The sequence below is a fragment of the Amycolatopsis acidicola genome, assembly GCF_007713735.2.
In the GTDB taxonomy this organism is placed as follows: Bacteria; Actinomycetota; Actinomycetes; order Mycobacteriales; family Pseudonocardiaceae; genus Amycolatopsis_E; species Amycolatopsis_E acidicola.
Genome location: NZ_VMNW02000043.1, coordinates 21,940 through 43,081, shown reverse-complemented (window position 1 = coordinate 43,081; position 21,142 = coordinate 21,940). Strand labels below are relative to the sequence as shown.

Genomic DNA, 21,142 nt, shown 5'->3' with positions numbered 1-21,142 from the left:
CCCTGAACCACTCCGCCGCCCCGTGCGCGGCGACACACACAGTTCAGGAGGCAAAGGTGCCGACCAACTCTGCCGCCGACACCGGCAAACGGCGTCGCGACGGGATGCACTACCTGTACCTCGCGGTGATAGCCGCGGTGGTACTCGGCGTGATCGTCGGATTCGCCGCCCCGGGCTTCGCCAAGGGGCTCGCCCCGCTGGGCACCGGGTTCGTGAACCTGATCAAGATGATGATCTCGCCGATCATCTTCTGCACCATCGTGCTGGGCATCGGCTCGGTCGCCAAGGCCGCCAAGGTCGGCAAGGTGGGCCTGCTGGCGATCGGCTACTTCCTCGCCATGTCCACGATCGCGCTCGTGATCGGGCTCGTGGTGGGCAACCTGCTGCACCCTGGCTCGGGCCTGCACCTCAACCCGGCCGACGCGGCCAAGGCACACCAGCAGGCCACCGGCGGCGAGGGCAGCACGGACTTCCTGCTCGGCATCATCCCCGAGTCACTGCTCTCGGCGTTCACCGAAGGCTCGGTGCTGCAGACGCTGCTGGTCGCCCTCCTGGCCGGGTTCGCGCTGCAGAAGCTCGGCCCCGCGGGCAAACCGGTCCTGCGCGGGATCGAGCACATCCAGAAGCTCGTGTTCCGCATCCTGTCGATGATCATGTGGGCCGCCCCGGTCGGCGCGTTCGGCGCGATCGCGGCGGTCGTCGGCGCCACCGGCTGGTCGGCGCTGCGCAGCCTGCTGGTCGTGATGCTCGGCTTCTACATCACCTGCGTGCTGTTCGTGTTCGTGGTACTCGGCGCGATCCTCTGGTTCGGCGCGCGGATCAGCGTGTTCAGCCTGATGCGCTACCTCGCGCGGGAGTTCCTGCTGATCGTGTCGACATCGTCCTCGGAGTCGGCGCTGCCGCGGCTGATCGCGAAGATGCAGCACCTCGGGGTGAGCCGGTCCGTCGCCGGGATCACGGTGCCCACCGGGTACTCGTTCAACCTCGACGGGACCGCGATCTATCTGACGATGGCCACCCTGTTCATCGCCTCGGCGCAGGGCAGCCCGCTCTCGATCGGCGAGCAGATCTCCTTGCTGGTGTTCATGGTCATCGCGTCGAAGGGCGCCGCGGGCGTCAGCGGCGCCGGCATCGCGACGCTCGCGGGCGGGCTGCAGTCGCACCGGCCGGACCTGGTCGGCGGCGTCGGGTTCATCCTCGGCATCGACCGGTTCATGTCGGAAGCGCGCGCGGTCACCAACTTCGCGGGCAACGCCGTCGCCACCGTGCTGATCGGGAACTGGACCAAGGAGTTCGACCGCGAGCGGGCCCACCTGGTGCTGTCCGGGCAGGAACCGTTCAACGAGACCATGGTCGACGACGAGAGCACCCCGGAACCGGCGCCGGAACGGGAAAAAGTACCAGCCTGAGCAGTCACGCCAGGCGCGCCCGCAGCCCGGCATGGCCACGCCGCATCATCAGGGCGTGGTTGAGCAGGAACACCGGGCGCGCCACCGGCGCGAGGCGGCGGAGCAACGGCTTCGTCGCCTCGACCTCTTGGCGGATCTGCAAAAGCGTGCCGCTCGGGCGGCGGTGCACCCGCGCCGACAGCGAGCCCCGCAGATCCCCGTCCAGCAGCACGGCCAGCCTCCCGGCGGGCTCGTCCTCCTCCGCCCGGGACATCCGCAGCACCAGCCGGTACGGCAGCGTCGCCTGGCAGACCAGTTCGGCGGTGTCCTCGTCGATCTTGCTCACCGAACGCACATCGGACCACCACCGCGGGTATTCGGCCAGGTCGACGACCGTCGCGAAGACCTTGTTCGCCGGGGCGGCGAGGAACCAGTCGTCCCGGAACAGGTAGCTGTTGAGCCGCACCACCCCAGTATGCGCGAAGCTCAGTAACCGCCACTGTCCGAAGTAGACGCTTCAGCCCTGCCGCCTGCCGGGGTGACCGCGAACCACCGGCCGTCCATGCCCTGGCCCGCCGCCTGGTTCGCGACGGTGTCCTTGACGTAGTGGTACAACGGCCAGCCCGCCAGGGTCACCTGCTGGCTGCCGTCCTCGCGGGTGGTGGCGCTGACCAGGTTCCGCGCGAGGCCCTGGCTGGTGATGGTGCTCGAGGACGTGAGCACCGGCCGCCACGTCTCGGCGCACGGCCCGTAACAGTGCGAGACCGGGGGCTGGGACGTGTCACCGTCGAAGCGGTACAGCACATGGCCCTGGGCGTCGGCCACCACCGCGCCCAGGGCATCGGTGGTGATCCCGTTCAGATCCGCCGGCGGCCCGGCCGCGGAGCCACCGCCCGTGCCGCATCCGGCCACCACCACGGCCAGCGTGGCGGCCACGGCGAGCGCGGCCGGGCGAGGAACCATCCGCACCTCCCGGCGCCGGCCCCGCGGTGCTTTTCCGGGGCCTGTCGGGAGATACGGATCCGGGGCCCCGGCGGTTCACGCGTCCGTCAGCACCGTTTTCAGGAACTGCCCGGTGTAGCTCTCCGCGACCTCGGCCACCTCCTCCGGGGTGCCCTCGGCGACGACCGTGCCGCCACCGGAACCACCCTCGGGCCCCATGTCGATGAGCCAGTCGGAGGTCTTGATCACGTCCAGGTTGTGCTCGATGACGATCACCGTGTTGCCCTTGTCCACCAGGCCGTTGATCACGCCGAGCAGCTTGCGGATGTCCTCGAAGTGCAGGCCCGTGGTCGGCTCGTCGAGCACGTACACCGTCTTGCCGGTGGACCGCTTTTGCAGCTCGCTGGCCAGCTTCACGCGCTGCGCCTCACCACCGGAGAGCGTGGGCGCGGGCTGGCCCAGCCGCACGTACCCCAGCCCGACGTCCACCAGCGTCTGCAGGTGGCGGTGGATCGCCTTGATCGGCTCGAAGAACTCCGCGGCCTCCTCGATCGGCATGTCCAGCACGTCGGACACCGTCTTGCCCTTGTAGTGCACCTCGAGCGTCTCGCGGTTGTACCGCGCGCCCTTGCACACCTCGCACGGCACGTAGACGTCCGGCAGGAAGTTCATCTCGATCTTGATCGTGCCGTCGCCCGCGCAGGCCTCGCACCGGCCGCCCTTGACGTTGAAGGAGAACCGGCCCGGCTGGTAGCCGCGCACCTTCGCCTCGGTGGTGGCCGCGAACAGCTTGCGGACGTGGTCCCACACCCCGGTGTAGGTGGCCGGGTTGGACCGCGGGGTGCGGCCGATCGGCGACTGGTCCACCCGCACGAGCTTGTCCACCTGGTCCAGCCCGCGCACCCGGGTGTGCCTGCCCGGCACCTGGCGGGCGCCGTTGAGCTTGTTCGCCAGCACCGTCGCCAGGATGTCGTTCACCAGCGTGGACTTGCCCGAGCCGGACACCCCGGTGACCGACACCAGGCAGCCCAGCGGGAACGACACGTCCACGCCGCGCAGGTTGTGCTCGCGCGCGCCGACCACCGTCAGCTGGCGTTTCTTGTTCGCCGGCCTGCGGATGGCCGGGACGTCGATGCCGCGACGGCCCGCCAGGTAGTCCCCCGTCATGGAACCCTTGGCGCGCAACAGCTTCTTGTACGGGCCGCTGTGCACGATGTGCCCGCCGTGCTCACCGGCGCCGGGGCCGATGTCGACCACCCAGTCACTGGAGCGGATGGTGTCCTCGTCGTGCTCGACGACGATCAGCGTGTTGCCGAGGTCCCGCAGCCTGGTCAGCGTCTCGATCAGGCGGTGGTTGTCCCGCTGGTGCAGGCCGATCGACGGCTCGTCGAGCACGTAGAGCACGCCGACCAGGCCGGAGCCGATCTGCGTGGCCAGCCGGATGCGCTGCGCCTCGCCACCGGAGAGCGTGCCCGCCGCCCTGTCCAGCGAGAGGTAGTTCAGCCCGACGTCGAGCAGGAACCGCAGCCGGGCCTGGATCTCCTTGAGCACCGCGCCCGCGATCATCGCCTGGCGGTCGTCGAGGGTGAGCCCGTCCAGGAAGGCGGAGGACTCCTCGATGGACAGCGCGCAGACCTCGGCGATGGAGCGGTCGCCGTAGTCGGCGTGCTCCAGGGTGACGGCGAGAATCTCCGGCTTGAGCCGCGCGCCCTGGCAGGCGGGACACGGCACCTCGCGCATGTAGCCCTCGTACCGCTCACGCATGTACTCGGACTCCGTCTGGTCCAGCCTGCGCTCGAGGAACGGGATCACGCCCTCGAAGTTCGCGTAGTACGAACGCTGGCGGCCGTAGCGGTTGCGATAGCGGACGTGCACCTGCTCGTTCACGCCGTGCAGCACGGCCTTCTGCGCCTTGGCGGGCAGCTTGCGCCACGGGGTGTCCATCCGGAAACCGATGGTCTCCGACAGGGATTCGAGCAGGCGCTGGAAGTAGTCGGCGCTCTGCCCGCCGGACCACGGCGCGATCGCGCCCTCTTCCAGCGAAAGCTCGTCGTCCGGGACGACGAGCTCGGGGTCGACCTCCTTGCGGATGCCGATGCCGGTGCACTCCGGGCACGCGCCGTACGGCGAGTTGAAGGAGAACGAGCGTGGCTCGAGATCCTCGATCGCGAGCGGGTGACCGTTGGGGCAGGCCAGGTTCTCGGAGAACCCGCGGATGCGGTGCGCGTCGTGCTCGGGGAGATCGACGAACTCGAGCTCGACCAGCCCGTCGGCCAGCCGCAGCGCCGTCTCCACCGAGTCGGTGAGCCGCTGTTTGGAGGAGGACTTGACCGAAAGCCTGTCCACCACCACGCCGATGTTGTGCTTCTCCTGCTTCTTGAGCTTCGGCGGATCCGTGAGCGAATGGACCGCGCCGTCCACCCTCGCCCGCGAATAGCCCTGCTGCTGCAGGTTCGCGAACAGGTCCAGGTACTCGCCCTTGCGGCCGCGCACGATCGGCGCGAGCACCTGGAACCGCGTGCCCGGCTCCATTTCGAGCACCTGGTCGACGATCTGCTGCGGGGTCTGTTTGCTGATCAGCTCGCCGCACTGCGGGCAGTGCGCCTTGCCCGCGCGGGCGTAGAGCAGCCGCAGGTAGTCGTAGACCTCCGTGATGGTGCCCACCGTGGAACGCGGGTTGCGCGAGGTGGACTTCTGGTCGATCGACACCGCCGGGGACAGCCCCTCGATGAAGTCCACGTCGGGCTTGTCCATCTGGCCCAGGAACTGCCGGGCGTACGCGGACAGCGATTCGACGTACCGGCGCTGGCCCTCGGCGAAGATCGTGTCGAAGGCCAGGCTCGACTTCCCGGAGCCGGACAGGCCGGTGAACACGATCATGCTGTCCCGGGGCAGGTCGAGATCGACGCCACGGAGATTGTGCTCGCGGGCGCCGCGAACAACGAGGCGATCAGCCACGCCAGGGTCCCTTCGCTGGAAAGTCTTGGGCCGGGAGACCGGCCGCATCCATGCTAGGACGACCCACCGACAGAAACGGGAGCCGGACCGTTCCCGCTGGTCCGCGAGCCGTCCGGGACGAGATCGTCCGGTGGCGTCCTCGGCGCGGGAGCGGCGCGCCGGGGCTGGGTGAGCCACCGGTGGGCCGGCCGTTCCACCAGCACGGTGAGCAGCCAGCCACCGAGGATAGCCGCCCCGAGCAGGACGGGCAGCCTGGCCCAGCCGTCGAACCCGGCGTCCTGCAGGACCCGCGCCAGTATGTAGCCCAGCTCCTGGTGCAGCAGGTAGACGCCGTAGGAGATGCCGGCGAGCCAGGTGATCGGGCGCGCGAGCGGGCGCAGGAACGTCCAGTCCGGCCCCTTGGCGGCGGCGCAGATCGCGACGAGCATCACCGCGAACCCGATGTCCGAAGGCATCCGGGCGGGGTCGGTGGGCAGCGGGACGCCGTCCGGGTACAGGTGCAGATCCTGCGCCCAGACCGCGGCGGCGAGCAGGAAAGCCAGGTGCCGCCCGGAAAGCCGGCTCCGCGACCACAGCCAGATCGCGATACCGGCGGCGAACACGTGCATCCGGTGCAGGCCGAAACCGAACACCACGCCGTACGCCCAGGGAGCGGGGTTGGTCACGCCGATCACCCAGAACCGCACGAACAGCGGGATGAGGATCAGGCCCCACACGAGCAGCCGGATACTGCGGTTCGAGCGGAACCACGGCGTGCCCGCCCACAACGCCGCGGCGGCGGCGAAAACCATGAGCTGCACCGGAAGCGTCCAGTACGAGCCGTCGAGCCAGATGAAGTACTGGTTCCAGCCCTGCGCCATGAACAGGTTCACCAGCAGGTCCTGCCCGACCGGGACGTACCACGACGAGGCCCACGCCACGTGGTCGGAGGTCGGGCCGAAGAGCGTGTCGAACCAGCCGCTGTCGAAGCTCTGGTGGTTGAACGCCGCGCCGGCGAAGCGCATCACCACGTACGTGAGCACCACGGCGATCAGGTACGGCGGCAGCAGCCGGGAGATCTTCTTCCACAGCCAGCGCCCGCTGTCGCCGCGGCGCACCGTCTGGCAGACGAAGAACCCGGAGATCACCATCAGCGCGGCGGCGCCGAACTGGCCGGTGACCTTGAACGGGTAGTTGTCGAGCTCGGTGTGCGCGAGCGGGCCCTGGTGCGTGATGTGGCCGAGCATCACGGAAACCACGGACACCACTCGGATGGCGTCCCAGCTGATCCGCCGGGACGGGGATTTCGCGGAACTCGGCACTGTCTTCCTGGAGATCGACTTCGGGCAAGCGGTCCCGAGATTAGGTTATGAATCTGAGACAAAGCTGAACGGGTGGAGCACGGCGTGGCGGGGCGGCTACCGTGTGCCGGGTGAACGTCGTGGAGGAATACACCGGGCACGTCGAACCGGGCGGGGACGCCGCGCGGCGCACGCTCGGCGCGCTGACCATCACCAAGATTTCCGTCGGGCCGATGGACAACAACGCGTATCTGCTGGTGTGCCGCGCGCAGAACGAGGCGCTGCTGATCGACGCGGCCGCCGACCCGGAGCGCATCTCGGATCTCATCGGGCACGGCCCCGACCGGCCGGCGCTGCGCACCGTCGTGACGACGCACCAGCACCCCGACCACTGGCAGGCGCTGGGCGCGGTGGCGGGTGCCAACGGCGCGAACACCGCCGCGCACCCCCTCGACGCGGAGCCGCTGCCGGTGCCGCCGGACTTCCTCGTGGAGCACGGCGACAAGCTGACGGTCGGCGACTGCGAGCTGGAGGTGATCCACCTGCGCGGGCACACGCCGGGCTCGATCGCCTTGCTGTACCGGGATCCCGAAGGCTCCCCGCACCTGTTCACCGGCGACTCGCTGTTCCCCGGCGGCGTCGGCAACACGCAAAACGACCCGGAGCGGTTCGCGTCGCTGATCGAGGACGTGTCGGAGCGGATCTTCGCCGTGCTGCCGGACGACACGTGGTTCTACCCCGGGCACGGGGACGACTCCACGCTCGGCGCCGAGCGGCCGAAGGTCGCGGAATGGCGTGAGCGCGGCTGGTGAGCCGCTCCCGGGCGGGGCGGGATCAGTAGGTGAGGTCGCCGCCGGGGGCCGATGATCCGCGGCACGCGTGAGTGCCAGTGCGATCCGTCGCGACGGGGACGGCCCTCGTTCCGGTGGCCGTTGCTATGTTCCTGGCATGGGGGAATCCTTCGTCGAGATCTATACGGACGGTGCCTGCAGCGGAAATCCCGGGCCCGGCGGCTGGGGAGCCGTGCTGCGGTACGGCAACCACGAGCGCGATCTCCACGGCGGCGACCCCGGCCCGACGACCAACAACCGCATGGAGCTGATGGCGGCGATCCAGGCGCTGGAGACGCTGACCCGGCCCTCGGCGGTGCAGCTGTACACCGACAGCACGTACGTCCGCAACGGCGTGCTTTCCTGGATGCCGCGCTGGAAGAACAACGGCTGGCGCACGGCGGCGAAGGAGCCGGTGAAGAACGCGGACCTGTGGCGCAGGCTGGACGAGGCACTCAGCCGGCACGAGGTGGACTGGCACTGGGTCAAGGGGCACGCGGGCCACCCGGAGAACGAGCGCGCCGACAAGCTGGCCGTGCTGGGGTGCAAGGAGGCCGCGGAGTTGCCGCCGGCTCCACCCGTGGCGCCGGAGCCGCCGGAGCCGCCCGCGCAGCCGGCGCTCCCCCTCGATGGCGAGGCACACGGGGGAGCGGCGCCCGCGCAGCCTTCATCCACGCAACCGGCACTTCCCCTCGGCGGCGCGGCACACACGGGGACGGCACCCGCGCCCCCTCTCGACGAGAAGGCCGTCAGGGAACCGGCGCCCGTGCAGCCCTCAACCGCGCAACCGGCACCTCCCCACCGCGGCGAGGCCCGCGCGGAACCGGCGCCCGTGCAGCCCTCAACCGCGCAACCGGCACCTCCCCGCGACAGCGAGGCCGCCGCAAAAACGGCGGGCCCGGCGCCGGATCAAGAAGACGAGTGCGTGCATCTGATGCCCGCCGGCTGGTGTGCCTTGTGCAAACCCCGCCCGCCGGGTGTGCTCGCCCGGGGCTACCGCACTCGCGGCGGGCGTGCTTACCACAATGACCCGCAGTGCGAGTGGCTGGCGAAGGGCCAGCGTTTCGCCGAGTACAAAAGGTTTTCCGCGCACGAACGCGAACCCGTGGCCTGGGCCGAGATCGATCCCAGCCGGGTCGAGCCGTGTGAAGCGTGTTGCACGGAGCGGTGGGTGCGCGCGCACCAGCGCTGAAAAAGCCCGTCACACCGCCACCGAAGCCAAACCCGGGAACCTGGCGCGCCGCAACTCCCGCTCGGTGTAGCGGGGGCATTTCCGGTGCCATTCCAGGATTCCCGACATCCAGTCCTGCAACCGCACCGCGTGGCGCCGCAGGCCTTCGCGGGCTGTCTCGTCCAGGCCGAGGTCCGCGCAGAGCTTGGGGACGTCGTTCGCCAGCACGTGTTCGAACTGGTCCATCCTCGCCCGCATCAGCCCGGCGACGATGTCCGCCGCCTCGCCGCGGCCGACGTCGAGGAAGTTTTCCACCACCAGCACCAGGTTGTGCACTTCGCCGTCGAACTCGATTTCCTTCTGGTACGAGTGGAGATCGTTGGCGAAGCAAGCGTAGTCCTGCGCCGCCGTGTCGAGCTCACAAAGCACCCGGGTGCGGAAAACCTCTTGCGGCACAACGTCATCGAGCGCGAGCCGTGAGAGGCTCATGGTCATCTCGGCACCGAACGTGCGGCGCCGCATCTCGACGTAGTCGATCGGGTCGGGGATGCGGTGCTGCGCCTGGTTCATCAGCTCCCACAACCAGCTCCGCGTCATCTCCTCGACCGAACGGCGGAACCGCGCCCGCGCGGCCTCGCCCATCGGGCCCGCCGTGCGCTGCCACAGATCGGCCAGGCCCCGTTCGAGCTGGTTCGCCGGGGGTGGGGTGGGGCCCGCGTCCAGCGGCATGAACGCGGGCAGCCGGTCGGTCGCCTGCTTGGCGGCGACCAGGTTCCGGCCCCCGCCGAAGACGACCGGGTAGTAGTCGTCCCCGTAACTGCCCCAGCTGAGCCAGTCCGTGGTCAGGCAGAGCTGGTCCTCCCCCGCATCAGGGTGGATCATCGCCGCGCAGTGGGCCACGTCGTTCGCGCGGAAGCGGTGCTCGTCCCAGATGCCGCCCGCCGCCACCCCGGGCAGCGAGTCGAAGAAACCCATTTCCCTGGCCCAGCCCACGGAATACTCCCGCGCCGCGCCGAGATGCGGGCTGGTCCGGAATTCGAAGGGCATGAACAACTCGGGCACCCGCAGCGGACCCACCGGCTGGTATGGCCGATGGGCGTTCTGACGCCCTTTCGCCCGCAGGCCAGGGGAAAACGTCAGCCTGACCGCCGAGGTGCCGAGACCATTCGGTCCATTGAGGACACTCGCACCCGCCGCTCCTTCGTTCATGTACCGGCTCGAACGCGTGTGCCACTCGTGACCGCCCGCCTGCCAGTCCTGCAGCCCTTTGACGTAGGCCGCGACGCCGGCCTGTTCGTGCGGCAGCGCGACGTGATCGGCCAGCAGGGCGGGCACTTCCGTGAGCGCGGTGTTCTCGAACTGTTGCAGGCGCGAGGTGAGCAGGTCGTTGACCAGTTCCGCCGCGTCCTGCGTCGGATAGCCCAGGAAATGCTCGAAAACCAGGACGGCGTTGGAGTTCTCACCCTCCTCCTGGACTTCGCGCTGGTACGAGAACAGGTCGTTGCGCAGGTGCACGGCGTCCGCGAAGGTGTCGGTGAGCACCTGGATCGGGCGGGTTTCCGCCAGCTGGTCCGGGATTTCGGCGCCGACGGCGTACTCGACGAGGTTGGCCGACCACGGCGCCCCGCCGACCTTCCGCCGCAGCTGGATGTACTCGATGGGGTTGGCTATCCGGCCGCGGTCGATGTTGTCCAGCTCCCACAGGGACTCGACCATCAGGTTGTGCGTGCTGGCGGTGAACCGCCGCCGCCAGTCGTCCGACATCGAAGGAACCGTGCGCTCCCACAGGTCCTTCAGCCCGGCCTCGGCAGGGTTTTCCGGCTCCGGCGGCTCTTCGCCGTCCATCGTCATGAACAGTTCCAGCCGGTCGAGGTACGCCTTCGCACCGGCCTGGTCACGGGAGTACTTGAACTGCTCGAGGAAATGGTCGTCGAAGAAGAAGACCCAGACGTACCAGTCCGTGACCAGCTCGAGCGCCGAGCCCGAACAGTCGGGATGGGTGTAGGCGCACATCAGCGCGTAGTCCATTTTGGACAGACGTGCCGCGTCCCAGACCACGCCGCCGCCCGGTTTCGGCGCGTCGAGCATCCCCATCCGCTCCGCCCAGGCGGCACTGTGCGCCCGCGCGCGTTCCAGGTTCGGATTGATCCGAGCCGGGTAGGGCAGGTAGAAATCGGGCAGCGTGAAGGCCTGCATGAGCGTGGTACTCCCCCGTGGACGAAATGCTTTCGCCCCCGAGATTCCCAGCCCCGCGCGGCCACGGCGAGGGCTATCCAGGCGGTGCGGCCGCCCTGTCCGGATGAACCAGCGGAGCACCCACAGTAGACGGTGCCTCTGCCGGCCCCCGCCCGATCCCAGGTGGACGGCGGGATGCGAACACCTTGTCACGTCCGCGGATCGCGGCCCGCGCAACGGCTCTGCCTGCGGCATTCACGGACCGTGAAGGCGCTTTCAATCCCGTCGGGCGCGGGCGGTGCACCTGAACGGCCCAAGGAAGCTCAGCCGAGGAACGGGCGGACCATCGGCAGCACGAGTTCGGGATGGCGGGGCAGTCCGGTGTGCGTGGTGTCCGGCAGGATCCCGAGCTGGGCGTCCGGGATGAGCCCGGCCATTTCGACGGCGTGCTCGAGCCGGATGAAATCGTTGTCCCCGAACAGAAGCAGCGTCTTCGCCGGGATCGCGCGCAGCTGCTCGGCGCGCCACCCTTCGATGACCGGTACGTTCTTCGACAGTTTTGCCGTCAGCTGCTCGAAATGCCCGGGATCGGGCGCCACACGCTCGTAGGACTTCCGCATCTCGGCGAAGTCGGCGTCGGTCGGCATGCGGCGGGAACCGGCCCACAGCGCGGGATCGAGGATCTCCTCGTGGTAGCCCTCCGCGCGGTAGTGGGTGGACGCCAGCACCAGCCGGCCGACCCGCTCCGGCGCGGTGATCACCAGTTGCAGCGCCACGAGCCCGCCGAGGCTGAACCCGAAGAAGTCCGCGCGTTCCAGCCCGAGGTGGTCGAGCAGCGCGAGCACGTCCGCCGCCAGCTCCGGCAGCGTCATCTCGCGATCGATGTCGGCCGTGCGGCCGTGGCCCTGCAGCTCGGCCGCGATCACCTGGCGATCCCGCGCGAGATCCGGGAGCAACGCGCCGAACGTCAGCTCCACCGTGTGCACCCCGCCGTGCAGCAGCACCAGCGGACGGCCCGCGCCGTGCACCTCGTAGTACATCTGCAGCCCGCGCACGGGCGCGTAATCACGAGTGGTCATACCTGGTCCGACCCGTGCGGCGGGCGGAACTCACCGGCGTTTCAGTATTCCCCGCAGGAAAGCCGCCTGTCCCGCGTGCTGCAGATCGTCGGAGAGCACGCTGACCAGCCGCACGCCGAGCGTCACCGGCGGATCCCACGCCTCGTCGACGACGCGGTCCAGCTGCGATTCCTTGAGGTTCTTCAGCCAGGCGACGGTCTGGTCGTGCACCGCGTCGTGGTAGCCGGCCAGCAGGTTCGCGGACGCGCGCACCGCCGCCACGTCCGCCGGGCGGTGGCCGTAGCCGGTGTCGGACTCGTCGAGCGGCAGGCCGAAGCGTTCGTGCCAGCCCTGCTCCGTCCACACCTGCGGGCCGTCTTCGAGGTCGGCGAGGTGATCGTCCTGGACCCTGGTGAGGTGCCAGACCAGCCAGGCGATCGAGTTCGTCCCCTCGTCCGGCCGCTCGGCCAGCCGGTCCACGTCGAGGCCCTTGACCGCCCCGTGCACCACCTGCTGGATCCTGTCGAAACCGTCGATCATCAGGTCGGCAACAGTCATACCGCCAAGCTAGTCCCTGGCGAGGAGCCCTGCCGCGACGAACTGGACGACCAGCAGGACCGCGATGGACTCGGCGGCGAGCAGCCCGATCAGCACGAGCACCTGGGTGACCCCGGCCTGCACCGGGCTCGCGCCGCCGAGCAGCACACCGACGTACGCGCCGGGCAGTGTGACGAGGCCGACCGTGCGGGTCTGGTCCAGTGCCGGGATCAGCGCCTGCCCCGCCGAGGGACGGCAGATCTCCAGCGCCGCGGCACGGCGCATGAAACCCAGTGCCAGCGCCGCTTCGTACTCCCCGTGCCTCGTCTTGAGCTCGTCGAGCGCGCGGCGCGCGGCCTGCGAAGTGGCCGACATCGCGCCGCCGATGACGATGCCCGCGATCGGCACGACCGAGATCGGTTTCCACGGCAGCACACCGGTTCCGAGCACCAGGGCCAGCACCGGCAGCACCCCGCCGCCGATCGCGACGGCGATCCCGCCGAGCCGCACCCCGACGCGGCGTGCCGAGGTCACCGCGGCGACGGCGAACATGAGGAGTACGAACAGCCCGGTCCACCAGCCGGAGCGCAGGATCGCGGTGATCACGAACGACACGGCGGCCAGCTGCGCGACGGCCCGCACCGCGGCGATCACGACCGCCCGGCCGCGCCCGAGTTCGCCCCGCCACACGACCACCGTGCCGAGCGCGGTCAGCGCCACGAGCACGATCGCGAGCATCGGCCCCAGCGCGATCGATCCGCTCACGGGCCTGCCGTCACTGTCAGCTCCGGCGCGTGGTGTGCCCGGCGGTACGCGACCGGGGACAGGCCGAGATGCGCGTAGAAATGCTTGCGCAGCGCGACAGGGTCACCGAACCCGGTCGCCTTGGCGATGCGCGTGACGGTCAGCTCGGTCGACTCCAGCAGCCTGCGCGCTTCGGCCAGCCTGCGCTGCAGCAACCATTGAAGCGGACTGACACCCACTTCCCCGCGGAAGCGCCGGGTGAACGTGCGCACGCTCATGTGCGCGTGGCGCGCCATGTCCTCCAGCGTCAGCGGTTCGGCCAGCCGGGCGAGCGCCCACTGCCGGGTGTCCGAAGTGGACCGTCCGGACTCCGCGGGCACCGGGTGCTCGATGAACTGCGCCTGCCCGCCCTCGCGCCACGGCGCGACGACGCATCTCCGCGCCGCCGCGGCGGCGACCTCCGCCCCGTGGTCTCGGCGGACCAGATGGAGGCACAGATCGAGGCCCGCCGCGCCGCCGGCAGAGGTCAGGATGCGCTCGTTGTCGACGAACAGCACGTCGGGATCCAGCTCGATGTCAGGGAACAACCGCGCGAAAGCGGCGCAGTAGCCCCAATGCGTGGTGGCGCGGAGACCGTCCAGCAGCCCGGCCGCCGCGAGCAGGAAGGCCGAGGTGCACAGGCTGACGATGCGGGTCCGCGGGCCGATGCGGGTGAGTGCCGCGGCGACCTCCGGCGGCAGCTCGCCGGCGTCCAGCAGCTCTTCACCGGGCTCCTGGGTGGCGACGACGACGGTGTCCGCGGTTTCCAGGAGCGACTCGTCCTCGTCGACGACGATCTCGAAACCTTCCTTGGCGCGCACGGGTTTCCCGCCGAGCGAGCACGTCGTCACCGAGTACAGCGGCGCGCCGTCAGCGCCGTAGGCCCCGCTGAACACCCGCGCCGGGATGCCGAGGTCCATCGTCACGACACCGTCGAGGGCGAGTACAGCGACACGATGGGTCATGGCCTGAATAGTACGACAGTTGGCTTTCCAGCCACTCCCCGCGCGGGCCCCGGCCGGGCCACACTGAAGATCATCAGCCAGGAAACCGAGTGGGGAGACCATGAGCGAGCACACCATGCGCGCGATCACGATCAGCGGATTCGGCGGCCCGGAGGTGCTGACGGCGCAGCGGATCGGGCGCCCCGAACCGCTGCCGACCGAGGTGCTCGTCCGCGTGCACGCCGCCGGGATCAACCCGGTGGACTGGAAAACCCGTGCGGGACAAGGAATGGCAGGGCTGCAGACGCTGCCGCTGATCCTCGGCTGGGACGTGTCGGGCGTCGTCGAGGAGGTCGGCTTCGGGGTCACGACGCTCGCGCCGGGCGACGAGGTCTACGGGATGCCGTGGTTCCCGCGCGCCGCGGGCGCTTACGCCGAGTTCGTCACCGCGCCGTCGCGCCAGTTCGCGCGCAAGCCCGCCTCGATCGGGCACACCGAAGCCGCGGCGCTGCCGCTGGCGGCACTCACCGCGTGGCAGGCGCTCGTCGACACGGCGGACGTCCAGCCCGGCCAGCGGGTGCTGGTGCACGCCGGGGCCGGCGGCGTCGGGCACCTGGCGGTGCAGATCGCGAAACACCTTGGCGCGCAAGTGATCGCGACCGCCCAGGAGCCCCGGCACGCGTGGCTGAAGGAGCTGGGCGCCGACGAGGCGATCGACTACACCCAGCGGCGGTTCGAGGAGGTCGCGGGCGAGGTCGACGTGGTCCTCGACCTGATCGGCGGCCACGACGCCACCAATGTGCGGTCGGTGGCGGTGACGCGACGCGGTGGCCTGGTCGTTTCGATCCCCAGCGGCGTTTCGGACGAGCTCGCCGCGGCGGCCGCGAAGGCCGGAGTGCGCACGAGCCCGCTGCTCGTCGAGCCGGACTCCGCCGCGTTGACCGCCATCGCGGGCCTGGTCGACTCCGGCGCCCTCCACGTCGAGGTCGAGCGTGCGTTCGCCCTGGAGGATGTGGCCGAGGCGCACCGTCTCGGCGAAAAGGGCCGGACGCGCGGGAAACTGGTCCTCGACGTGACCCGGTGATCGTTTCGGCGGGCCGGGAATCCGGCTGCGGGACGCGCCGCTACCCGACGGATTTCGCGCAGCGCACGACGCCCTGCGACTCGGCGACGGCGCGTTCGCTGACCGTGGCACCGTCGACGACGATGCGGCAGGTCAGCTTGCCCGGTCCGGAGTTCTGCGCGGAAAGGCTGTAATACTGCTCCTCGCCCTCGGCGCCGTGCCGCTGCACGGCGGCCGACCACGGGGTGGGGGCCTGCGCCACCTGGGCGATCGCGGAGCCGTCCGCGACGTAGGTGATGTTGAGCGCCGCGGTGGCGCCCTCGAGCTCGTACAGCACCGTGTGCGCGACCGTCCGCGCGGGCGCGGGCACCACCGGCGCGGCCGAGTCGCCGAGCGTGCTCGGGGCGGACGGGCCCGCCGAACGCTGCCCGGCGACGAGCACCGTGATCAGGCCGACGGCCACGACCACGGCGAACCCGGCCATCACCGCGGCCGAACCGGGACCGGGTCCGCGCCGCCGTTTCCCGGAAGCGGGCTGAACGGGAACAACACCCATGACGAGGGCTTCTCTCGACTCATCGCGCTTCCGCCGAGCGCGTCAACTAGTACTCGACGGCCGAGTGCGAATCGTTACCCCGGCGGGACCTGCGCGAGGTGTTTCACTCGTTTGGGGGGTGTCACATCGTCCTCAACCGACGCGGCCTGCCTCGTTGAGCAAGCTGAGCACGCGCCGTCCCGCGGGCGGGCACAGCGCGGCGTCGCCGGTGTCGAGCCAGCGCGCCTCGGCGATCTCGCGTTGCGGGCTGAGCGTGCCTTCGTGCTCGGCGGTGTAGCAGGTCATGTGCACGCGACGGCCGTCGGCGAACCCGTCGGCCTCCTCATCGAGCACCGTGAACAGCGAAAACGTCATCGGGTCGAGCCGGACTCCCAGCTCTTCGCGGATCTCGCGGCACAAGGCGGCCACGTCGCTCTCCCCCGGTTCGCGTTTCCCGCCCGGCAGATAGAACTTGTCCTTGCCTTCGGTACGCACGGACAACAGTTTGCGGTCGCGGACCAGGATCCAGGCGAGACTGTCGATCACGGACCCGACCCTAGACGGCCGCTATTCGCTGGTGTCGTCGATTTCCCCGGTCTCGACCCCGACCACGCCCTGCTGCCCGGCCAGCTCGCTGAGCAGGTCGTTCACCGAGCGCGGGCCGAGCAGCCGCATCCTCAGGTCGATGAGATGCCGGGCCTGCACCAGCAGCCTGCCGTGCTCGTCCTCTTCCTCGCGGTCCAGCTCCTGGCGTTCCGTGACCGCGTGCTGCACCGCGTAGCCCGAACGCGTGACCAGCTCCAGTACGGCCCGCAGCACGCCTTCGCCATCGCGGTAGGTGACCCGGACGGCCGTGGTCCCCGGGCTGCGCCGGGTGAGGACGCGGATCAGCGGCGGGTAGCCGTAGACGATGAGGAAGTGCGCGGCGGTGACCACCAGCGCCAGCACCGGCAGCCCGGCGGCGCACGCGCAGCCGACGGCCACGCTCATCCACACCACCGCCGCGGTGGTCAGGCCGCGGACCACGTCACGGCGGACGAAGATCAGCCCGCCGCCGATGAACCCGATCCCGGACACGATCTGCGCCGCGACCCGCGACGGGTCCAGCACGATGCGCCCCTCGGCCAGTACGTCGGTGAACCCGTACTTGCTGACCAGCAGGAACAGGGCGGCGCCGACGCCGACCAGCGTATGCGTGCGCAGGCCCGCGCTCTTCTGCTTGAGCTCGCGCTCGACCCCGATCAGCGAGCACAGCACCAGCGCCAGCAGCAGTTCCCACACCTGGGTCCAGCCCTGGCCCATCGGTTCGCCCCACTCCATCCCGCGACCACCTCCGTTCCGGTCACGGGAATTCCATCACGTTCCGGGCTTCTCGGCAGCCTTCTGTTCGGCGGCGAGGAAATGCGCGATGTCCACAGTGGACGGATACAGCGCGCGGTAGCGGGTGTAGAACTCCTCGTACACGCCCGCGCGGGCGGGGTCGGGCCGGACCGTGGTGGCGACCGGATTCCATTGCCGCACATCGGGTTCGGCGCCCGTGGCGACCGCGGCGAGCACCGCGTCGCCCAGCGCCGCGCCGATCGTCTCCCCCGGCACCTGCTGCTCGGCACCCGTCACGTCGGTCACGATCTGTGTCCACAACCCGCCCTGTGTACCGCCGCCGACGGCCACCAGCCGCCGCGAGCCGCCCCCGGCTTCGGCCATCACCTCGAGGTTGTGCCGCACGCCGTAGGCGATGCCCTCCAGCGCCGCGCGGTACAGCTCGCCGAGGCCGTGGTTCAGGGTCAGCCCGGCGATGATCCCGCGCGCGTCCGGATCGAACAGCGGCGTCCGCTCCCCCGCGAAGTACGGCAGCAGCAGCAAACCCCGGCTCCCCGCGGGCACTTCGGCGGCGCGCCGCACGAGATCGCCGAAGTCACCGGCACCGAGTTTGCGCAGCCAGTCGGTGATCGCCCCCGAGGTGGCCATCCCGGCGGCGAGCGAGTACGTGCCGGGCAGGACGCCGCGGGTCGTCCACAGTCCGGGATGGGGACGGGGATCCGCCAGTACCTGGATGAGGAACATCGTGGTGCCGTACATGACCATCGTGTCGCCGGGGTCGGACACGCCGACGCTCGCCGCCTCCGCCCACGCGTCCACGGTGCCCGCGGTGACCGGAAGCCCTTGCGGCAGGCCGGTTTCCGCCGCCGCGGCCGCTGTCACGGTGCCCGCGATCTCGGTCGGCCAGAGCAGCCGCGGCAGCTCGATACCGGGCGCGGTCAGCTCCGCCCAGTCGCGCGCCCAGTCCGCCGCGGCCAGGTCGTACATCGGGTCGCACTGACTGGCGGAATGGTGGTCCAGCACGTATTCGCCGGTCAGCCGGTGCACGACGTACGAACTGGCCATGAGGAACAGCCGGGTGCGCTCGAAGACTTCGGGCTCGTTCCGGGCGAGCCAGCGCCACTTCGGCCCCACCGCCTGCGAGGACAGGGGCGTGCCGGCGCGCGCGAGGATCTCGTTGGCACCGATTTCCGCGGTCAGCTCGGCGATTTCCCGCTCCGCGCGGGTGTCCACGCCGTACAGGATCGCGGGCCGCAGCGGACGGCCGTCGGAGTCCGCGGGCAGCAGCACGGGCCCGATGCCACTGACCGAGAGCCCGGCGAGCGCGCGCCCGTCCGCGGCGGTCACCAGCTCCCGGCTCAACGCCAGGAAGTCCTGCCACCACACGGTTTCCGCGTCGTGTTCCACCCAGCCCGGATGCGGGTACGAGGTCTCGTGCGCCCGCGAAGCGCGCGCGAGGATCTCGCCGCGCGGGGTGACCAGCACCCCTTTGGAACTCGACGTTCCGAGGTCTATGCCCAGAAAGAGGCTTTCAGCCACGTGTCCACTCGTCCAACCGCACGCCCAGCAGGTTCGCGGCCGAGCGTAGTTCGGCACGGACGTCGCCCGGCACCGCGTGGATGTGGTTCGCGCCGAAGTTGCGGAGGAACACCTCGCCGGGCGCGTCCAGCCGGGCGAAGGCGTGCGGCCATTCCGGCGTGGACTGCCGCATCAGCGCCTCGTTGGTCTCGTCGTCGTAGCTCTCGAACTCGCCGAGCATCAGCTGCAGCCGGTATTCGCCCGCCTGCCGCGTGAGCCGGGCCAGCGTCATCTGCCCTGGCGCGGCGATGTGCTGCACCGAAGCGCCGCCCGCGGGGAAGAAGAACACCTCGGGGTAGAGGTTCACCTTCGCCAGGTTCTCCGCCGGGTCCTCGCTGCGCGCGGCGAACCACGTGGCGTGCTGGCCGGAGTTGCACAGGTCCCAGATGTCGCGGTCGGCGTGGTAGTGCCGGACGTCGGCGAACAGCACCGGGGTGCCGGTGATCCGGTGGAACAGCTGCATGGTCAGCGCGCCGTCCATGTCCGCCTCGGTGGCGGTGACGTGCACGTCCTTGGGCCCGTTCCAGTCGTACGGGTCGTTGAGGAAGGCTTCGGTGACGTCCATCGTGGCGAAGTGCTCGGTCAGCTCGGGCTGGCCCTTGATGCCGGAGAAGTCCAGATCGCGTTCGGCGATGATGTCGCGGATCGCCAGGTACGACCGGATCTGCCGCTCCAGGAGTTCCGGGGTCAGCTTCTTGCCGTCGTAGTGCACGCCCGCCGCGTGCGTCTCGAGCCATTGCCGCGCCTTCGCCGCTTCGCTCGCGTCTGCCTTTTCCGCGCGCAGCACGAGTTCGTACTGGTCGATCTCCTCGACGTCCACACCGAACTGGCGCATCCACTGGTCCGTGTTCGCGACGGCGGTGTTCATGCCCATCGGGCGCCCGCCGAAGCGGCCGAAGGTGGATCCGCGCAGCGAAGCGACCGCGGCGGCGGCGCGCGCTTCCACGCCGACGCTTTCCGCGAGCTCCGCGTCGTCCGGCGCTCCCCACAGGCGGGTGTGCGTGCGGCCGATCTGGTCCAGCGCGCCGCCCGCGGCGAGCATCCCGACCAGCCCCGGCTCGGTCGGGTCCGTACTCGCGACGAGGATCAGCGGGCTCCGGGTGGCGTCCGCAGCGAGCATCGTGAAATGCGGGAAGCTCCACACCGCGTAGTAGAAGATCGTGACGTCCACGCCTGCCGCGGCGACCTCGCGGGCCACCGAGGTGGCGAGCGTGTTCGTGGCGACGAGGCCGGAACCCGCCACGACTTCGTGCCCGGCAGCGGTGAGTGACGAGACCAATGCGTCCTGTTTGGACTGGATGAACCCGGCGTTGCGCGCGTGCACATGGTCGCGGCCATCGGAAATACTGATGACGCCGATGCGGGCCACGGTGCCTCCCTCAGGCGGGTAATCGATTACTCGGGACGCTATTCTGGCCGGCGGGTGGTGTCAATACGCCGAGGGAAGGAGTCACCGTGGCGACCATCAGTGACGTGGCCAGGAAGGCCGGCGTCTCCACGGCGACCGTCTCCAGGGCGCTGAACGGGAAGTCCACAGTGGACCCCGCGCTGGTCGCCAGGGTCCGGGCGGCGGCCGCGGAGCTCGGGTACCACCCGAACGGACTGGCCAGGAACCTGCGTAGACAGGAAACGGCCGTGCTCGCGCTGATCATCTCGGACGTGGAGAACCCGTTCTTCACCTCGATCGCGCGCGGGGTCGAGGACGTGGCGCAGACGGCCGGATACTCGGTGGTGCTGTGCAATTCCGACGAAAGCGCGGACAAGGAACGCCGCTACATCGACGTGGCGTTGCAGGAACGGGTCGCCGGGGTGGTGCTCTCCCCCACCGACGTGTCCTCCAGCATCGAACGCCTGCGGCAGCGCGGCACCCCGGTGGTCGCGGTGGACCGGCCGCTCGCGGAGTCCACCAGCGACCAGGTGCTCGTGGACACCCGGCTGGCCGCGTGCGAGGCGACCGGGCACCTGATCACGGCGGGCTACCGGCGGATCGGCTGCGTGACCGGCCCGGCCGGTGTGCGCACCGCCGACGACCGGCTGGCCGGTTACCGGGACGCGCTCGAAGCCGCGGGCGTCGGGCTGCGGCTGGAAAGCCGGGCGGAGTACCGGGCTTCCGGCGGCAGGCAGGCGACACGGGAACTGCTCACGGAATCGCCGGACGCGTTGCTGGTGGCCAACAGCGCGATGGCGATCGGCGCGCTGGAGGCACTCGGTGCGGCCGGGCTCCGGCCGGGGCGCGACGTCGGCGTGGTCGCGTTCGACGACGTCCCGTGGGCCACGCTGATCGACCCGCCGCTCACCGTCGTCGCGCAGCCCGCCTACGAAATCGGGACGGAGGCGGCGAAACTGCTGCTGGCCCGGATCGCGGACCCCTCGCTGCCGCCCGCCGCCACCACGCTCGGAGCGCGGCTCATCGAGCGCGGCAGCAGCCGGCGGGGGTAGCCCGGCAGGCATGTTCGCCCCCGGCGCGGGCGAGTTGGCCGCTCCCGTTGGCGTGTTTGCCCTTCCCGTCCGCGTGTTGGCCCCCGGCGCGGGCGAGTTGGCCCGGTCGCTCACCGCCGACAGTGGCCATGCCCCGCGAGC

Annotated in this window: 18 protein-coding genes and 1 pseudogene; 5 read left to right on the top strand and 14 right to left on the bottom strand. The window is 70.3% G+C overall.

Annotation, left to right across the window (positions count from 1 at the left end):
* Window positions 1-104 precede the first annotated feature (104 nt).
* Complete coding sequence (locus FPZ12_RS25740) at window positions 105-1,409, top strand: cation:dicarboxylate symporter family transporter (RefSeq protein WP_144748050.1); 1,305 nt, start codon at window positions 105-107, stop codon at window positions 1,407-1,409.
* A 4-nt stretch (window positions 1,410-1,413) separates the two neighbouring features.
* Here FPZ12_RS25740 and FPZ12_RS25735 read toward each other — a convergent pair whose 3' ends face one another.
* From FPZ12_RS25735 to FPZ12_RS25720, 4 genes are all read right to left on the bottom strand, one after another.
* Entirely contained in the window at window positions 1,414-1,854 is a 441-nt protein-coding gene (locus FPZ12_RS25735) for an SRPBCC family protein (RefSeq protein WP_144748023.1), read from the bottom strand.
* A gap of 20 nt (window positions 1,855-1,874) precedes the next feature.
* Window positions 1,875-2,351: a COG4315 family predicted lipoprotein gene (locus FPZ12_RS25730; RefSeq protein ID WP_144748022.1), complete on the bottom strand. Its 477-nt coding sequence runs from the start codon at window positions 2,349-2,351 to the stop codon at window positions 1,875-1,877.
* Window positions 2,352-2,426: 75 nt separating this feature from the next.
* Window positions 2,427-5,288, bottom strand: coding sequence for an excinuclease ABC subunit UvrA (gene uvrA, locus FPZ12_RS25725; protein WP_144748021.1), 2,862 nt, complete (start codon window positions 5,286-5,288; stop codon window positions 2,427-2,429).
* A 53-nt stretch (window positions 5,289-5,341) separates the two neighbouring features.
* On the bottom strand, window positions 5,342-6,589 hold the full coding sequence (locus FPZ12_RS25720) for an acyltransferase family protein (RefSeq protein ID WP_243770024.1): 1,248 nt from the start codon (window positions 6,587-6,589) through the stop codon (window positions 5,342-5,344).
* 110 nt (window positions 6,590-6,699) lie between these two features.
* Between FPZ12_RS25720 and FPZ12_RS25715 the strand changes: the two genes are divergently transcribed.
* Window positions 6,700-7,380 carry an MBL fold metallo-hydrolase gene (locus tag FPZ12_RS25715; RefSeq protein ID WP_144748020.1) on the top strand — a complete coding sequence of 227 codons (681 nt, stop codon included), beginning with the start codon at window positions 6,700-6,702 and terminating at the stop codon, window positions 7,378-7,380.
* A gap of 136 nt (window positions 7,381-7,516) precedes the next feature.
* Window positions 7,517-7,957, top strand: a pseudogene (gene rnhA, locus FPZ12_RS46620) (ribonuclease HI); the annotation flags it as partial.
* 642 nt (window positions 7,958-8,599) lie between these two features.
* Here rnhA and FPZ12_RS25705 read toward each other — a convergent pair.
* The 5 genes from FPZ12_RS25705 to FPZ12_RS25685 form a co-directional block, all read right to left on the bottom strand.
* Window positions 8,600-10,765, bottom strand: coding sequence for a terpene synthase family protein (locus FPZ12_RS25705; protein WP_144748018.1), 2,166 nt, complete (start codon window positions 10,763-10,765; stop codon window positions 8,600-8,602).
* A 302-nt stretch (window positions 10,766-11,067) separates the two neighbouring features.
* A complete protein-coding gene (locus tag FPZ12_RS25700; RefSeq protein WP_144748017.1) occupies window positions 11,068-11,823 on the bottom strand; it encodes an alpha/beta fold hydrolase in 756 nt (251 codons plus the stop codon).
* A gap of 30 nt (window positions 11,824-11,853) precedes the next feature.
* The gene (locus FPZ12_RS25695) at window positions 11,854-12,360 is read right to left on the bottom strand and encodes a mycothiol transferase (RefSeq protein WP_166462904.1); all 507 of its coding nucleotides are present in this window, start codon (window positions 12,358-12,360) and stop codon (window positions 11,854-11,856) included.
* Window positions 12,361-12,369: 9 nt separating this feature from the next.
* Window positions 12,370-13,077 (bottom strand): ABC transporter permease, encoded by a 708-nt coding sequence (locus FPZ12_RS25690; RefSeq protein ID WP_424923642.1) that lies wholly within the window; start codon window positions 13,075-13,077, stop codon window positions 12,370-12,372.
* Window positions 13,078-13,100: 23 nt separating this feature from the next.
* Window positions 13,101-14,087 (bottom strand): GlxA family transcriptional regulator, encoded by a 987-nt coding sequence (locus tag FPZ12_RS25685; protein ID WP_144748015.1) that lies wholly within the window; start codon window positions 14,085-14,087, stop codon window positions 13,101-13,103.
* Between the two features lie 115 nt (window positions 14,088-14,202).
* Here FPZ12_RS25685 and FPZ12_RS25680 point away from each other — a divergent pair, with 115 nt between their 5' ends.
* Complete coding sequence (locus FPZ12_RS25680) at window positions 14,203-15,150, top strand: NADP-dependent oxidoreductase (protein WP_208026004.1); 948 nt, start codon at window positions 14,203-14,205, stop codon at window positions 15,148-15,150.
* A gap of 40 nt (window positions 15,151-15,190) precedes the next feature.
* On the opposite strand, the gene FPZ12_RS25675 is transcribed toward FPZ12_RS25680, so the two are convergent.
* From FPZ12_RS25675 to FPZ12_RS25655, 5 genes are all read right to left on the bottom strand, one after another.
* Window positions 15,191-15,685: an MmpS family transport accessory protein gene (locus FPZ12_RS25675; RefSeq protein WP_243770023.1), complete on the bottom strand. Its 495-nt coding sequence runs from the start codon at window positions 15,683-15,685 to the stop codon at window positions 15,191-15,193.
* Between the two features lie 132 nt (window positions 15,686-15,817).
* Window positions 15,818-16,210, bottom strand: a complete 393-nt coding sequence (locus FPZ12_RS25670) for an NUDIX hydrolase (RefSeq protein ID WP_144748013.1) — start codon at window positions 16,208-16,210, stop codon at window positions 15,818-15,820.
* A gap of 21 nt (window positions 16,211-16,231) precedes the next feature.
* Entirely contained in the window at window positions 16,232-16,984 is a 753-nt protein-coding gene (locus FPZ12_RS25665) for an MgtC/SapB family protein (RefSeq protein WP_144748012.1), read from the bottom strand.
* Between the two features lie 36 nt (window positions 16,985-17,020).
* Entirely contained in the window at window positions 17,021-18,523 is a 1,503-nt protein-coding gene (locus FPZ12_RS25660) for an FGGY-family carbohydrate kinase (protein ID WP_144748011.1), read from the bottom strand.
* A complete protein-coding gene (locus FPZ12_RS25655) occupies window positions 18,516-19,931 on the bottom strand; it encodes an L-fucose/L-arabinose isomerase family protein (protein WP_144748010.1) in 1,416 nt (471 codons plus the stop codon). Before FPZ12_RS25655 ends, FPZ12_RS25660 begins: the two co-directional genes overlap by 8 nt.
* An 86-nt stretch (window positions 19,932-20,017) precedes the next feature.
* On the opposite strand from FPZ12_RS25655, the gene FPZ12_RS25650 reads away from it, so the two are divergent.
* Entirely contained in the window at window positions 20,018-21,001 is a 984-nt protein-coding gene (locus FPZ12_RS25650; protein ID WP_144748009.1) for a LacI family DNA-binding transcriptional regulator, read from the top strand.
* The last annotated feature ends 141 nt before the right edge of the window (window positions 21,002-21,142 follow it).